Origin of the sequence: Odoribacter sp. N54.MGS-14 (genome assembly GCF_000980295.1) — a bacterium.
Taxonomy (GTDB): Bacteria; Bacteroidota; Bacteroidia; order Bacteroidales; family Marinifilaceae; genus Odoribacter; species Odoribacter splanchnicus.
Genome location: NZ_LARL01000045.1, coordinates 1 through 15693, shown reverse-complemented (window position 1 = coordinate 15693; position 15693 = coordinate 1). Strand labels below are relative to the sequence as shown.

General features: G+C 45.3%; 13 protein-coding genes. 8 read left to right on the top strand and 5 right to left on the bottom strand.

The window, feature by feature from the left end; translation table 11 throughout:
• The first annotated feature begins 34 nt into the window (after positions 1 to 34).
• Entirely contained in the window at positions 35 to 625 is a 591-nt protein-coding gene (locus tag WS42_RS09720) for a hypothetical protein (protein WP_041557369.1), read from the top strand.
• A gap of 3 nt (positions 626 to 628) precedes the next feature.
• Positions 629 to 1207 (top strand): PepSY-associated TM helix domain-containing protein, encoded by a 579-nt coding sequence (locus WS42_RS09715; protein ID WP_013612578.1) that lies wholly within the window; start codon positions 629 to 631, stop codon positions 1205 to 1207.
• 3 nt (positions 1208 to 1210) lie between these two features.
• Here the strand turns inward: WS42_RS09715 and WS42_RS09710 are convergent, their stop codons facing one another.
• Both WS42_RS09710 and WS42_RS09705 read right to left on the bottom strand, forming a co-directional pair.
• Complete coding sequence (locus WS42_RS09710; RefSeq protein WP_046451041.1) at positions 1211 to 2140, bottom strand: PorV/PorQ family protein; 930 nt, start codon at positions 2138 to 2140, stop codon at positions 1211 to 1213.
• 4 nt (positions 2141 to 2144) lie between these two features.
• Positions 2145 to 4826, bottom strand: a complete 2682-nt coding sequence (locus WS42_RS09705) for a S8 family serine peptidase (protein WP_046451040.1) — start codon at positions 4824 to 4826, stop codon at positions 2145 to 2147.
• 251 nt (positions 4827 to 5077) lie between these two features.
• On the opposite strand from WS42_RS09705, the gene WS42_RS09700 reads away from it, so the two are divergent.
• Genes WS42_RS09700 through WS42_RS09675 form a run of 6 tightly spaced genes read left to right on the top strand, consistent with a single transcriptional unit; the run spans position 5078 to position 13399 of the window.
• Positions 5078 to 7861 carry a TonB-dependent receptor gene (locus WS42_RS09700; protein ID WP_046451039.1) on the top strand — a complete coding sequence of 928 codons (2784 nt, stop codon included), beginning with the start codon at positions 5078 to 5080 and terminating at the stop codon, positions 7859 to 7861.
• Positions 7862 to 7865: 4 nt separating this feature from the next.
• Positions 7866 to 9119: a DUF4876 domain-containing protein gene (locus WS42_RS09695; protein WP_046451038.1), complete on the top strand. Its 1254-nt coding sequence runs from the start codon at positions 7866 to 7868 to the stop codon at positions 9117 to 9119.
• 10 nt (positions 9120 to 9129) lie between these two features.
• Complete coding sequence (locus WS42_RS15495) at positions 9130 to 10656, top strand: DUF6850 family outer membrane beta-barrel protein (protein ID WP_087381328.1); 1527 nt, start codon at positions 9130 to 9132, stop codon at positions 10654 to 10656.
• An 11-nt stretch (positions 10657 to 10667) separates the two neighbouring features.
• The gene (locus WS42_RS09685; RefSeq protein WP_046451037.1) at positions 10668 to 11558 is read left to right on the top strand and encodes an ABC transporter ATP-binding protein; all 891 of its coding nucleotides are present in this window, start codon (positions 10668 to 10670) and stop codon (positions 11556 to 11558) included.
• 4 nt (positions 11559 to 11562) lie between these two features.
• Entirely contained in the window at positions 11563 to 12234 is a 672-nt protein-coding gene (locus WS42_RS09680; protein ID WP_013612585.1) for a hypothetical protein, read from the top strand.
• 22 nt (positions 12235 to 12256) lie between these two features.
• Positions 12257 to 13399: a DUF4857 domain-containing protein gene (locus WS42_RS09675; protein WP_022160273.1), complete on the top strand. Its 1143-nt coding sequence runs from the start codon at positions 12257 to 12259 to the stop codon at positions 13397 to 13399.
• Positions 13400 to 13431: 32 nt separating this feature from the next.
• Here the strand turns inward: WS42_RS09675 and WS42_RS09670 are convergent, their stop codons facing one another.
• The 3 genes from WS42_RS09670 to WS42_RS09660 all read right to left on the bottom strand — a co-directional run.
• Positions 13432 to 14151: a precorrin-2 C(20)-methyltransferase gene (locus tag WS42_RS09670; protein WP_046403219.1), complete on the bottom strand. Its 720-nt coding sequence runs from the start codon at positions 14149 to 14151 to the stop codon at positions 13432 to 13434.
• 160 nt (positions 14152 to 14311) lie between these two features.
• On the bottom strand, positions 14312 to 15265 hold the full coding sequence (locus tag WS42_RS09665) for a DUF4369 domain-containing protein (protein WP_013612588.1): 954 nt from the start codon (positions 15263 to 15265) through the stop codon (positions 14312 to 14314).
• Positions 15262 to 15693 (bottom strand): hypothetical protein (locus tag WS42_RS09660; RefSeq protein ID WP_046451036.1); only part of this gene is annotated, 432 nt, incomplete at its 5' end. The genes WS42_RS09660 and WS42_RS09665, both read right to left, overlap by 4 nt.

The following is a 15693-nucleotide window of genomic DNA, read 5'->3' as shown; positions in this document are numbered from 1 at the left end:
CTCTATTTTTGACCGAAATTTAAAAATCGGAACAATGAAACATATTTTGTTATTTATCATGCTGACAACTATTACAAGTTGTCTATTGACATCCTGCAAATCCAAAACGACTCAATCGGCCACGTCACAATCCCAAATGTCACAATCCCAGATTCTGGAAGTGGACGACATATTGGCCCGGGCCGACAGTCTGACCGGAAAAACTTTCACGACAGAAGCGCTCTGTACGCACATCTGTGCTCACGGAGGCGGCAAAATCTTCCTGATGGGTAGCGATGACACCAAAACCATCCGTGTAGAGGCCGGCACGAAAATCGGCAGTTTCAAACCCGAAACCGTAAACAATCTGGTCCGGATAACAGGAAAATTAGTCGAACAGCGAATCGATGAAGCCTATCTGACCGAATGGGAAGCCCAGGTGAAAGCCCAGACTGCGGAGAAACACGGTACGACAGAGCAAGGATGTGCATCCGAACAAAAAGCAAGGGGAGAAGCGCCTGCCAACAGCATCGAAGAACGGATCACCAATTTCCGGCAAAGGATCGCCGACCGTCAAGCCAAAGAAGGCAAAAATTACCTGTCTTTCTATTACATTGAAGGAGATACATACGAAATTGTCGAATAAATTATGTCACAAAAATCATATTCTGATATCATCCGTAAATGGAGCAGGTTACTTCATCGTGACCTCTCCTTTTTTTTTGCCGGCATACTGATGATTTATGCCATCTCTGGTTTTATGCTCAACCACAAAAAGGATTTCAATTCCGATTATCTCATCCGGCAAAAACAAATTCGGTTTACCGAGCCAATCCCGGCGAATCCCCAGGAAATAAACCGGGAATTTGCCGAAAGACTGTTAAAAACAATCGGAGAAGAGAACCGTTACCTGAAACATTATTCCCCTGAACCGGGATGCATCAAAATCTTCATAAAGGGAGGAAGTTCTCTGGTAATCCACACTGAAAGCGGAGAAGGGATCTACGAGTCAATCAAAAAACGGCCGGTTATCAGCTGGTTTAATCGCCTTCATTATAATCCGTCTCGTTGGTGGACTGTATTTTCAGATATTTTCATTTTGTCTCTACTGATAATTACCTTCACCGGTTTGATTATGATCAAAGGCCCCAAAGGTTTCTGGGGACGCGGAGGGATCGAATTCGCACTCGGTTTGCTCATTCCTATCGGGTTCATATTCTTTTCCTGATTTTCAAATCGCAAAAGTAAGGGCCAGATGCCATGCATTTCTCTGGGGACTGTCGGAAGATGCCAGTCTCCAGGTTGCATCAAGGCCGATTCCGTGCCATTTCATCCCGCCTCCCAAAGCCGTACAGGCAAATATACCTTTCGCAGGTCTGCCACTCCGGTATCCGCCCCGTAAAAATATCTTCTTCCGGAAAGAATACTCTACTCCTGCACTTCCCAAAGTACAAAATCCATAAGCCAATTCCTGATGGGCTATTCCTCCGGTACACATCACCCGATGTGCCCCCTGTTCCCAACCGGCACTCACGGCATACTCGATTTTTAAAGGCAGATAAGCCTCACCGATATTCGACAGCTGCATTCCCGCCTGCCAGAAGTAAGGACGTCCGGCAAGCGAATCGCGATAAAACAAAGACAGATCACAAGCTACATATGTTGTCAACAATGTTTTTTGGTCCAGGCGGAAATAGCGGCACGTCAGCCCGGCCGCCAGCTTTCCTCTCCAAGCATAAGCATATCCGGCATCCACTTCCAAGGCGTAAGGAGTAAAACGGCTCTGAAGATTTCCTTCTTCATCAGTCAATTCGACAATAGGCAGATTCAGATAACGCACTCCGGTAAGTACAGCCTGTCTTCCTCCGAATGTAAACAGCCCTCCGGCATCATGTATCCAATGCCGATCCGCCAAATTCCATCCCGGCATCCAGGAAGAAACCGCATAACCGGCAATAACCTTCGCATCAGCCAGGGCCCCCTGTGCCGAATTCCTGAACACAGCAAAAGCATCCGGTCCCCAGGCAACCCCGTTGCCTCCCAAAGAAGCTGTAACCGTCCCGGCCGCCGAATACGTAAACAAACCGGCATCAGCCACCGACTGTGCGGATACTCCGAATGCCTGACAACATATCACCAATATATAAAAAATACGATTCATTATTTCATTGTTTTATTAGAGTTCGGGTATAGGTTTCCTGCAAATATTTCAATTGTACGACATACGTTCCTTTTTTCAAACCGGAAAGGTCTACTTCCACCGGAGCAAAAGGTCCGATCGGAGCATTCACCTTTTTGACCAATTGTCCGTCCAGCGTCGAAAAAGTCAGGTAAATAGTTCCTTCTACTTCCCGCCCCATCCGGACATTCAGTTTATCCATAACCGGATTGGGATAAAAGGTTACCTCTTGCCGATAGTCATGGGTCATCACCAAAAAATCAGTTTCCCCGGCAAGCCCTTCAGCATCCGTCGCAGTGATTTTCACTTGGGAAAGACCGAATTTCAAGGGTTTCAGTCTAAATTCTCCCTGCCCGGAAGTTAAAGTCAAATAGGCCGGATCATATTCATAAGCATAACTCAAGCCTCCGGGACCTTCATCAGTAAAATGAGCGGCCAGCGACACCGTACGCACTTCCTGCAAGGAACCGAACCATACATTTTCAAAAGGAGATTGCAAACGGGGACTCTCGTTCGGCTCCAGAACCACCGTAAATTCTTTGGAAGCCATTGCCCCTCCGCTATCCGTCACTTTCAGACACAAACGATATGTCCCGGCCTGAAATCCATAATTACGTATTTTCACCGTAATCCGGTCATTCAGTTGTGTCGCTGCCGCCAGATGGTTTTCATCTTCCAATTCATAATTAAATTCCTGGTTTTCAGGATCTGAAATCCAAAAAACTATTTCTCCGGTTTGGTTATACTTCAAAGTAAGCGCTTGTTCCTCATATTCAGAAGTAATCATCGGGGGTTCATTATGCGGCGACACAAAAGAAACCGTCGTAGTCCCGGAATAATGTCCCCAGGGATCAATAGCAACAATACCTACATAATACCGGGTTTCTCCCCGGATAGCTGTCAGCCGGCACGCCATCGTATCCCCGACCTGCCCGGCCCTGGGAACAGTAACCCGTACCGAAGCAACTCCTTCGGGTAACCGTCCGGGATCCAATTGCCCCAAAGGGTCTTCACTCCAACAAACCAAATACTGAAAAGGTTTGCCATCATCTTCATCGGCCGAGATCTGCCAGGTCACGTCAACCACTCCGGAAGTATTTCCGCAGTATAAGGTATCGACAGCCTGAGGAGCGATTCCCTGATCTTCAGCAAGAGCCAAATAGGCATCAGCGGCCCCTATCCCCAATCTACCCGCATACTCCGGATTATAAATATCGATGTCCCGGGTTCCCTGATACAGGTGAGCCAAAAGTTTTTCCGGAGTAAATCCGGGCCCTCCGAATTGGGATACGATTAAAGCAGCGATACCCGAAACATGAGGACAAGCCATAGATGTCCCCTGCATATAGCCGTACTGGTTATCCGGTAACGTACTGTATACAGGGCATTCACCGTTATACTTCCTCCCATAGCCGTATGTCCCGCCCGGAGCAGTGATATCGACCCAGTCGGCAAAATTGGAATACCAGCTTTTTTTGTAATCAGGAGCATAAGCCGCAACAGAAACGACTTTTTCATAAGCCGCCGGATAAGTCCGGTAATCTTTATTTTCATTACCTGCAGCAAATATGACTACTCCTCCTTTCATCGGCCCTGTCTGCTCCCCTCGTTCATCGACTCCGGCATACTGAATAAAATAATCGATCGCTTCCTGATCTGCCCGGGGTAAATAAGTGATATTTTCATACCCCCAGCTATTCTGAGCGATAACCGCACCGGCATCCGCAGCATATTTGATCATTTCCGGGAAAGAAGCAGAAACCTCCCGGCCATCTATCGTCCCGAACAGCTGACAACTCAACAACCATACTCCCGTATTTCCGCCATGTCCACCGGCAATACCGCAAACACCGACACCATTGTTATTCTCAGCCCCGATAGTACCGGCAACATGGGTCCCATGATCATCCGCTTCGATCTGATTCGTTCCATTGATAAAGTTCCATCCATATATATCATCGATATACCCATTCCCATCATCATCGACCCCCGGCTCTCCGAATAATTCTGCAGGATTTCCTACATTTCCGGTCAAATCCTCATGCCGGTAATCAATACCTCCGTCGATGACCGCCACAATAACTTCCCTCGACCCTTGATTTTTTTGCCAGGCCGCAAATAAATTGATATCCGCCCCTGCCACAGAATTCGGTAACTCTCCGGTATTGGAATAATGCCACTGTCTGGATAGTTCCGGATCATTGAAAGGTGCAGTTCCATCCGAATTCCGCTCTCCGGCAGAGCGGACAGGAACCGTTCCCTCTCCTCCGGTATTACGGATAATGTATACCGGTTCTGCGATCTCAATCTCCGTTGTATCTCCCAATAAGGCGAGAGCCCGGGTCACAGGTGTCTGTTCGTCGAACTCGACCTCATACCAAAGATGCAGACCCGCTTTCCGGGTCCTTTCTTCAAATTTCCCGGCAAAGGGAAATAACCGTTTCATAGATACGATCCGGATATCTCCGGTTCCGGCACGGGTATATACCGCCTGCTCAGCTTTCCCGGCAAACCGGGATTTAAATTTTAAACGAAGGCGTCCTTTTTGTGCCTGCATCCCGATCGGAGTGTCCTGTACAGAAGTTTCAGATACGATGATTTCCTCCCGGGCACAGGCCATCATGAACAGTCCGAATACAGACAGGAATAATGTTCTAAATTGTATCATACAAAATTTCAATTAAGCATGCGAAGTAAAGCTTTCTCTATCGATTTTGTAATCACAATTTTTAGGTATTTTAAACTACCTGACAAATCCGGATTTTCCGATTATTCTGGTAAATACATCCTGTCTTTACTCTAAAATCAAGTAATCATATCCCGTTATCCCAGTAAGAAAAAAAATAACAATAAATGGGGATTTTTTTTCTCTGACAGCTTTACAAACTTTGCGATCTCAAATTAAATTTTAATAAAAACATGAAAACACTATGGGCAATCATTCTGATTTTTGTTTTGACTGATAATCTGACCGGTCAAAACACAAGAAAGAATACATTCCCCATCCGGATTACAGTGTGCGATTCTATCAATCATGAACCCCTTTTTTTGGCGACAATCAGCCTGACACAGGATAATCATAAAATCATTGCAGGAAGTAGCGACGCACAAGGCGAATATTTATTCCCCTCCGTTCAGACAGGAGTCTATAAATTGAAAGTCAGTTTTATCGGTTATAAAACTTATACCGACACCATCCGGATTACAGGTGATTTTTCCCGGCATATTCTGCTGGCTCCCGATCAGGTTGTCATGCAGGAAGTTATCGTCACCGCCCGGGAGTCTCATGGTATGACTTCCTCCTCGATAATCGACCGCAAAGCCATGGAACATCTTCAACCTTCCAGTTTCAGCGATCTCCTGGAATTGTTACCGGGGGGACGTTCAGCGGATCCGGCCCTAAATCAGGTAAACCCGATTCGGTTGCGGGAAGCCGGCGAAGGTTCTTCGAGTTCCGACTACGATGTCGCTTCCCGCGGTGTCGCTTTTTTCATCAACGGTACACCGATCAATACCGGAGCCGATATGCTGTACGTCAGCGGTGAAGCAAGTACAGACGACCGGAAAAGAAGTACCGTAAACCGGGGTGTCGATATGCGCAGCATTTCTACCGATGGAATCGAACAAGTGGAAATCATCCGGGGTATTCCCTCGGTAGAATACGGAAATCTGACCAGCGGAATCGTAAAAATCAAACGTAAAATGGGAGGTAACCATTTCAATGCCAGATTTAAAGCAGATGAAAGCAGTAAATTGGTTTACCTGGGAAAAGGATTCGAATTTCCGAAACGGCAAATCAAAATCAACAGCGATATCGACTGGCTGGATGCCAAGGCAGACCCCCGGGACAATCTGGAAAACTACAAACGCCTGACCTTTTCCCTCCGGTTGGAAAAAACCTGGAAAACCGGTCCGTACAATGTCTTTTACAGTACTCACGCCGATTATAACGGTTCGTTCAATACCGAAAAAATCGACCCGGACATCAATCGTCATAAAGAAGACAGTTACAAATCCAGAATCAACCGGCTGTCCTGGATCAATAATATCGAATGGCAATCGGAAAACCAAACCGCATTTTTCAATTCCTTATCTTTTAATAGTTCTGTCAGTTTTTCCAAAGACAAGGTCGATGAGGTACGCTATAATTCTCTCAGCCGGGCCATGGCTGCTCCGAACAGCAATGAAGCAGGTGAACATGACGGCGTCTTTCTGCCCTTTCAATTCGTAGGTACTCAAAAAGTAGACAACCGTCCTTTCGGAGCCTATGTCCGGTTAACGGGTAATTTCAGGTTATTTATAGCCAAAACAAGACAGGAACTGAAAATAGGTACAGACTGGCAGATGGATAAAAATTTCGGAGAAGGACAACTTTACGATCCCCTGCGGCCGGTCAACTACACCTCCATCTCTACACGTCCCCGCCCCTATAACGACATACCGGCAGGACACGACCTATCCTTTTTTGCCGAGGATTATTTTACATTACCGGTCAGTACCCATACCTTGGAAATACAGGCTGGAGTCCGGGCTTCTTCCCTTCTGAATCTACCGAAAGCATATAAACTCCACAACAAATTTTATTTCGATCCACGTGTCAACATGAAATGGCTGTTTCCCGCTTTCTTCATCGGAGACCAGAAACTAAGCTACGAAATAGGAGGAGGGATCGGATGGCATTCCATGATGCCTTCTTTGACTCAATTGTATCCCAATCTGTTATATGAAGACATCATACAACTGAACTATTATCACAACAATCCGGCCTACAGACGTCTGCAGATGATCACTTACATCATCGACCGGACGAACCCCGATTTGTCGGCTGCCCGGAATTTCAAATGGGAAATCCGGGGGAATATAACATACGCTGAAAACAATCTCAGTGTCACCTATTTTAAAGAAAATATGACCTCCGGTTTCCGGACGGGAACCCGGCTGCTACCGCTGGCTTATAAAACATACGATAACAATTCCATCGATGCAACGACTTTAGACGGTCCCCCCGATCTAAGCCAGATGACTTATACACAAGATACCCTGATGTGTATATACGGCATCACGACCAATGGGACAAAACTCCGGAAAACAGGCGTCGAGTTTCAGTTTTCAAGTAAACGGATTCCGGCTTTGGCCACCCGGATCACCATTTCAGGAGCCTACTTCCGGACCGTCTATTCCAATAGTCAGGGTTACTATGAAAGCAGTACCAAGATCATCAACAACCGGCGGTTACCTTATGTCGGCTGGTACACCGATCCCGACGGATACATCAGAAAAAGCTTCAATACAAATTTTATGTTCGACACCCATATTCCCAACCTGAAACTAGGCTTTTCCCTGTCGGCACAATGCCTGTGGTTCAGCAATCAGCAAACGGAATGGAAAAGCGGGATTCCCGAATATTATATAGACAGTCAGGGCAATAGTTATCCTTATACCGAAGAATCCAGCCAGGATATGTATTTGCAATGGCTGAAAAAATCATACAATGAAGCCCTATTCGACCGGAGAATCAGCGAGGCTTTCAATGTCAATTTCAATCTGAAAGTCACAAAACAACTATATAGAGACCGGATCAATCTGGCGCTTTTTGTCAACCGCCTGATCAGCTGTCATCCCGATTACACCTCCAATGGAGTAAAGGTCAGACAGATCGGTCAATCTCCTTATTTTGGTATGGAACTAAATTTTAACATTTAATATTATGAAATCTAAGTACAATCTATTTCAGGCCATTTTATTGGCATTTATCATTCCTTTCACATTCACAGCCTGCGATGATGATGATAAAGCAGTCCCCGAAAGTCAGGTAAGCTGGACGCTGTCACTACCGGAAGATATCGAAAACCCGACCCTATCGGATCTGAAGGTAACCATCACCAACATCAACACCAACACCCAATACGATGGCAGTGTCAGTATGAACGAACAAACCGTCACCGTCACGGCAACCGTCCCGGAAGGTTTATACCGAGTTATTGCAGAGGGAAAAGTCAGCTACTCGATCAGTGGTATCCAGACTCCGACAGTTGCCAATATCCGTGCTTATCAGGAATCGGTAACCATCAGCGGAACGACAGTGACCCTGCCCGCACAGGTCATGTCTTTCTATACCCCCTCTACCAACGGTTTCGTCATTGAAGAGATCTATTTCGCCGGTAGTACGACTCCTTCCGGAGACCAATACAGCGCTGACCAATACATCAAAATTTACAACAACTCTTCAGAAGTACTGTATGCCGACGGTCTGGCAATTCTGGAATCGGAATTTATGACCGTAGACAAGCAAGATTATACCCCGGATATTATGGAACAAGGGTTCTCTGTAGACTTCATTTTCGTCATTCCGGGTTCCGGTCAGGATCATCCTGTACAGCCGGGCGAATCCCTGCTATTGGCCCTGGATGCCAGCAATCATACAGAAGCCAATCCCAACTCATTCGATCTGAGTGTTGCAGACTTCGAATTTTATGACGAATCTTCGAACCCCAACTTTCTGGATACAGATAATCCGAAAGTACCCAACCTGGACAAATGGTATTCTTACACAGCTACTTACACCGGCTTACACAACCGGGGATTCCATAGCTATGCCTTAGCCAAAATGGAAACAGACAAAGAAACTTTCCTGGCAAAATATGCCTATACAGCCAATTACACATTCGTTTTTAACGAATATTCATTTCCCATGAAAAAAGAAACCTATTACGTCCCCAATTCCTGGATCATCGATGCCGTCAATCTAAGTGTAGAATCCAAATTCCAGTGGATTGTCACCTCTTCTTCCCTGGATGCCGGCTGGACACACTGTGGTAGCATAGATCACGATCCCAATCGGTACAACAAATCCGTACGGCGGAAAGTCGAATCGACAGTTAACGGACGCAAAATATTACAAGACACCAACAATTCGACAGTAGACTTCGAAGCCGATGCGACCCCGTCTCTGAAAGAATAAACAAATATCCATGAAAAGGAACGGTTATCTATTCATCATATTGTTTTTGTATACGACACCGATCTTAGGAATAGGAAAAGACAACCCGGACAGCCTCCAAGCCGTCCGGGAATGTCTTTCCCCTCTGTTCGCCTTCGGAGAAAAGTCATATGCCAATCCGGCCTTACAACCCTATGCCCGGCAATTCAGTCTCTCTTCTCTCCGGTTAAGCGGAGAATACAAAAATGAAAAGGAAGCCGTTATCGTACAACAAGGGAGCGGATACCGGCAAGGAGTATTCCGGGCCGAAAGTTACCTCCACCTGAATCCCCGAACCACTGTCTGGGGGCATGCCGGATACCGGTCCGGAAAAATCAAATCGGTTTGCTGGAACGAAACTTCCGATTTCGAACTGCTGTACCCATACATTATGGCCGACACAGCCGGAGGCGACCTGAATACCGAATCCTATACATTCTGCGGAGGCTACTCGCGGATCTATAAACACTTTTCCTGGGGACTCAGCGGAGACTACCGGGCAATGATCGAATACCGGAAAACCGATCCCCGGCCGCGCAATATTGTTTCCGATCTGAAATTGTCGGGAGGTGCTGCCTGGCAGGTCCATACCCGATACCTCATCGGAGCCGCGGTTTACGGAAGGATTTACCGTCAACGGAACAGTATCAAATTCTTTTCGGACCTGGGCGTATCCAAAGTGTATCAAATGCTGGGATTAGGTATGTATAGTACCCGGTTTTCAGACGGAAATACAGGAATACAATACGACGGAGGAAGCATCGGAGGAGGTATCGACCTCGTTCCGCACGACCGGCAAGGCTTTTACGGCAGTGTCCATTTTCACAAGCTGAACATCAAACGAACCATGCTGGCTCACAATTACCTGCCATTGACCCGGTTGGAGGAAAACAGCATCCAGGGCGCCTGGGGATGGAAACGGTCTGCCCCGGGACATCAGCAGGGCATCCAACTGGAAGGGCTGTACCATAAACGAAAAGGTACTGAATTTGTCTACGGAGAAGGCAGTAGTAGCAATTATCCGAAAATCAACGATTTGGAACAATACAGCAATAAAATATATGCCTTGTTGTTAAACGGAATATGGGGCTGGGGAAATGAACAGCAGGATATACTATGGGTAGAGCCACGGATCGGTTTCCGCTCTGTCAGCACAGGGTATCTGTCCCCCTCTCTTTCCCTGAAAGATTCCAAATATCAGGGAGGTCTGTCCGTTTCATCCCTGCTCATGCTCAGAAAATCATTGTTCCGGATTTCGATCGCGGGCGACTATTTCGGAACGACAACCAGCCATTTGGATATCGACCGCTTAAGTTCCGAAGAACTGATCAAAAATGCCGTCCGGCAACAATATGAAAACCTGAAAAGCGATTTCAGCCGCTACGAACTGTCCATCGTATGGAACCGTCCGTTAAACCATACGTTCACTTTATCCACAGACATCGGCTGGCAACATTGCAGGTTCCGGAATCACAATTATTCTGACCGGATCACGGTCGGCTGCAGTCTTAAATTCTAATTCAATTCAATATGCAGGATAATATCATAGAATGCCAAAACCTGACTCACTACTATGGGAAACGGCTGATATACGAAAATTTAAGTTTTCAGGTTCCCCGGGGTCGTATCCTGGGTTTACTGGGTAAGAACGGAACCGGTAAAACCACAACGATCAATATTCTCAGCGGATATTTACAGCCCCATTCCGGAGAATGCCGGATATTCGGGGAAAATATCCGGAACATGAATCCGCAGACCCGGCAGCGGATGGCTTTGCTGATCGAAGGGCACGTACAATACACATTTATGACGATCAAAGAAATCGAACGGTTTTATTCCGCCTTCTTTCCGGCTTGGAATAAAGATGCCTACTACGAACTGATGCACAAACTGAAAGTCGCTCCCGGACAAAAAATCTCACGGATGTCCTGTGGCCAGCGTTCACAGGTAGCTTTAGGACTAATCCTTGCTCAAAATGCAGAATTACTCGTTCTGGACGACTTCTCGCTCGGTTTGGATCCCGGTTATCGCCGGCTGTTTATCGAATACCTGAAAGAATACGCTAAAGCCGAATCGAAAACCATTTTCCTGACTTCCCATATCATCCAGGATATGGAACGTCTGATCGACGATTGTATCATCATGGATTACGGAAAAATTCTGATTCAAAAACCGGTAAACGACTTACTGAACAGCTTCACCCGTTACCGCTTTACAACCGGGAGCGGAGAAGTACAATTACCGGCGGATTCCCAACTCTACAATACCTCCGTAATCCGCGGGCATGCCGAGACCTATTCTTTTCAGGATATGGAATATGTCAAACAGTGGCTGGAACAAAACGGAATCCCACACACTTCTTTATCCGCTGAAAAAATGAATCTGGAAGACGTTTTTATCGGGTTAACCGGAAAATATTGAATTTATGAAAAAAGCAATTTTTTACAAAGAATGGATCAAAACACGCCGTTACTTTCCTATCGCTTTAACCGTATCGGTCATATTCATCATTTACGCCCTGCTTGGAGTACAACGAGTGATCAATTTCAGGGGAGTAGCCCATTTATGGGAAATCCTGTTGAGCAGGGATGTCGTTTTTATCGAAACTTTGACCTATATCCCCCTATTGGCAGGACTCTTGCTTGCCATTGTCCAATTTGTACCCGAAATGCAGCAAAAACGGTTAAAGCTGACTCTGCATCTTCCATATCCTCAAAACCGGATGCTAATGCTGATGCTGATTGCCGGTCTGAGTGAACTGATCGTCATTTATCTCATCGACTATCTCATCCTGTATGTTTATCTTCAAAATATACTGGCTCCGGAACTAACCGACCGCATCCTGCTGACCTCGCTTCCCTGGTATATTGGCGGTATTACTGCCTATTCCCTGACAAGCTGGATTTGCCTCGAACCGACCTGGAAACGGAAGATTCTCAATTTTTTTATCAGTTGCGGTATTATACGGATTTTTTTCCTCTCGAATGTTCCTCAGGCATATGACGGATTTATATGGATCCTGCTTCTTTTTACCGGTTTCACATTCATATTGCCCTGGCTATCTGTCACACGCTTTAAAGCCGGAAAACAAGACTGATCATCATTAAAAAATAAAATCAATGGCACGCTATAGCAAAATATTTTTCGTTTTTATCATCCTTGTCTTATCCCTTTGGCTCATTCCCTGGTTTTACCATTTCATGACCGCCCAGCCAATACGCAATCCTTTCACTCTATACAGCTGCATCATCGATGATTTTGCCTGTCTCGACTACAGTGAAAACAAAGGGGTACAATACAAAGACCGGAACGGACATCTTTATTCCGATCGTCAGTTCGACAGCATATTGCCTTTCTTTTATTACCATCAGCTCGCTTCCGACGGCCGCCTGCCGGACAGCCTGAACGGAATAAAACTAACTCCGCAAAAAATAGGATTGACCAATTTCATTTTCAGACAATCCGCTTCGGACATAAATAAAACGGTTCCCCGCTTGTATCCGCTATTGGAAGCGATGTCCGGACGGGTAGACCTGCAAATGCCGGGAGACGTATTCCGGCTAAACGACCGGATCGAATTTATAGATATGGCAACCAACACCATCCTGGAAAAGAAAAGTGAAATTTTTACCCAGGCAATGAAAAAGAAAGACTTTCGTTTTCCGGTCCGGTGTATCGGAGGCAATCCCACTGTGAAAAAAGAGTACGATGAAGGATATTTTCTAACCGATTCGGATCACCGGCTTTTTCATCTGAAACAATTGCGCGGACGTCCTTATTTTCGTCCGATCCCCTTACCCAAGGGAATTGAAATCACACATATTTTCGTAAAAGAATATCCGAACCGTAAATTTTATGCACTACTGACAGATCAGGAAAATAATCTTTGGGCATTATCCAATCCGGATTATCAGTTATATCCCCTACCGATAGGAAAATACGATCCCCGGCAGGACGATATACAAATTATCGGAGATCTTTTCAACTGGACCGTCAGCATCGACAAAAAAGACGGAGAACATATTTTCGCTCTCGACGCAACGGATTATTCTTTGATCGATTCCCTGACCTATCCGCAACAAAGTAGCATGGCCTCAAAAATCGGACATTACTTTTTCCCGGCAGAGCTGTCTTTTACCTCGTATGACGACCAATATGTCTATCCCCGGTTAGGAAACTATTCGGTCAAAGCCCTTTGGGTACCTACTCTGCTTATCCTGCTGTTCTTAGGCAAGTACTATAAGAAAAAAACAGTTCATTGAAACCGTGACTGCTTTCTCCCGTCCCCTGCTTCTCAACGGGAGAAAGCCGGTTTTATCACTAAAATAGAAAAATAGGTAAACGAATGCCCTAATATTTCTTCCCGCACAGAAGAATAATATTCCTGTCCTGTTCCCACTTGTTCGAAATAATAATAGTGTAATTCAGGATGCCGGGCTATAAAAGGACGCAATACCGCCTCGCCCAAAGGTACTTTCATGATAACGAGTGTACGCTTGGCAACTATAGTTTCCAGCAGTTCTTCGACAATCACATCCCCGGGAATCACCAACAGTCGTTCCTGCTGTTTTACCAAATGCAATCCGACAGATGCCCCGGCAGCAATAAAAGCAGGTACACCGGCGATCATCGCAACCGGAAAACCGACCTGCGCAAGCTGCCCGTACATATAATGAGCAGAAGAATAAAAACAAGCGTCCCCTTCAGCTGTAATCCCTACTGATTTTCCTGATCTGACCAATTCCAATACCTCTCCGCAAACCCGGTCATAAGCACACAAAGCTTCCTGCCGATCCCGGGACATCGGCACCTGAAATAGACGAATTTTAGTTTCATCGACCTCCAATTGCCGAAGAATATCCAAAGCCCGGGATTTCATCCGCCCTTCGCCGGATTTCGTCCCCGGACAAAAAATAACCTCCACGGCATTCAAAGCCTTCAACGCTTTTAAAGTAATCAATTCCGGATCTCCCGGTCCCAGCGATATTCCAAAAATCTTACCTGTATTTTCCATACTATCATATCTCTGCTTTATCCTCCGGCAAAAGTCATAAAAAAAAACAAAACAGTCAAAATAAAACTCAAATCTCTCATCATTTTTACCCACTCCAGACACGTTTTTTCAGAAACAAATATTCTGAAAAATACGGATTATCGGATTTCTCTTCTACTAGTCAAAAATCTTCTATTTGCTGGCTGGAGGAAATAAGTACCCCCTTACTGCGACTTCTGACGATCTCTTTGACTTCAGGAGTCATTTCTTTGGCATGCCGCATAATAAAGGAATGAGCCACATCACCCGCAATCTGGGGACAAAGATGTAAAGCCGAAAGTTTATCGAACCATACATTGAAATACTGAGCCGGTTCCCCGGAAAAGTCTTTCAATTCCTGAGCGATTTTCTCATTCCAATAGGAAATTTCGTACGTTTTGTAACGATAGACCTTATTATAAATCATAGAGTCATTCTTGGGTAATATCTCATCGAAGATATTAAAGTCTTCGGGAATTTCACTCTGATCCTGGGGATTCAGCAAAGCATGATACACCGGATAATAGAAATAGGATACAGCCAAAGGTACTTTCACCTGCAGTTTGAACAAATCTGCAAAATCCCGGTCATAACCGGATGAATCAGCTTTCAAAAAATCTTCAATCAATCCATCATTATAGCCGACAATCGTATCCAGCAACTCTCTAAATTCAGCCGGAGTATAGATAAATAACTCTTCCGTAGAGGGGAACCATTGATTCTCGTAATAATGTATCATCATGCGAGTCTCTTTATTGATGCCTTCAGGAAATACAACCGACCCATATTCGCCATTTTTTATTTTGGCTGCATCCATTTCAACCCTGAGTTTCATGCCGGGTGCCAGATACAAAGGAAAAGCGGCTTTCCCATTCATCAGGCGCACATAAGTCCCTTCATCCAACTCCAAACATGCAGAAAATCTGCCGGCCGAATCAAGCTCCGCTTTAACTAAAGAATCCCGGCCGGAAATCTCAAAATATATTTTATTTCCCTTGTAATTTGTCAGCTTACCGTTTACCGTAACCTTTTGCTTTACATCCGGATTGCATGCCCCAAGACATGCAATCCATAAAATAATGACTATATATCTCATTCTTCCTCAACCAAACTGAAAATATACTGAATTTTTGCATCCCACATCAGGGCTTGGGGGTCGTCCTTGAAAAAATCATATATTTCCATAAAAAAGTCAACCGGTGCATAATCGAATACGGTTACTTCCAATGTTTTTTCATCTTCCAATATCCTGAAACCGACCTGAGCTTTCCTTTCGTTGACTGTACTGGCAGAAAAACTGACATTGACTTTGCTCATCTCGATCAAAGAATACACGACACGGGTTGACAAACCTGTACGTACAGTTGTATCACACACATAGACCAATTCACAATCCCTGAAATAATTTTTCATATCACCGGTAACATGAAGTTTCAATTTATTTTCATCCCCGGCAATAAACTCCAGGGTATCTGTCAGCAGATTATTCGTCGGCATATGGGTAAAATCACTGGCTGATACAAG

Bases quoted from the DNA above. Each gene is read 5' to 3' on its own strand.
- WS42_RS09710 (WP_046451041.1), bottom strand. From the start codon at position 2,140: ATGAATCGTATTTTTTATATATTGGTGATATGTTGTCAGGCATTCGGA.
- WS42_RS09675 (WP_022160273.1), top strand. From the start codon at position 12,257: ATGGCACGCTATAGCAAAATATTTTTCGTTTTTATCATCCTTGTCTTA.
- WS42_RS09695 (WP_046451038.1), top strand. From the start codon at position 7,866: ATGAAATCTAAGTACAATCTATTTCAGGCCATTTTATTGGCATTTATC.
- WS42_RS15495 (WP_087381328.1), top strand. From the start codon at position 9,130: ATGAAAAGGAACGGTTATCTATTCATCATATTGTTTTTGTATACGACA.
- WS42_RS09685 (WP_046451037.1), top strand. From the start codon at position 10,668: ATGCAGGATAATATCATAGAATGCCAAAACCTGACTCACTACTATGGG.
- WS42_RS09665 (WP_013612588.1), bottom strand. From the start codon at position 15,265: ATGAGATATATAGTCATTATTTTATGGATTGCATGTCTTGGGGCATGC.
- WS42_RS09720 (WP_041557369.1), top strand. From the start codon at position 35: ATGAAACATATTTTGTTATTTATCATGCTGACAACTATTACAAGTTGT.
- WS42_RS09705 (WP_046451040.1), bottom strand. From the start codon at position 4,826: ATGATACAATTTAGAACATTATTCCTGTCTGTATTCGGACTGTTCATG.
- WS42_RS09715 (WP_013612578.1), top strand. From the start codon at position 629: ATGTCACAAAAATCATATTCTGATATCATCCGTAAATGGAGCAGGTTA.
- WS42_RS09700 (WP_046451039.1), top strand. From the start codon at position 5,078: ATGAAAACACTATGGGCAATCATTCTGATTTTTGTTTTGACTGATAAT.
- WS42_RS09680 (WP_013612585.1), top strand. From the start codon at position 11,563: ATGAAAAAAGCAATTTTTTACAAAGAATGGATCAAAACACGCCGTTAC.
- WS42_RS09670 (WP_046403219.1), bottom strand. From the start codon at position 14,151: ATGGAAAATACAGGTAAGATTTTTGGAATATCGCTGGGACCGGGAGAT.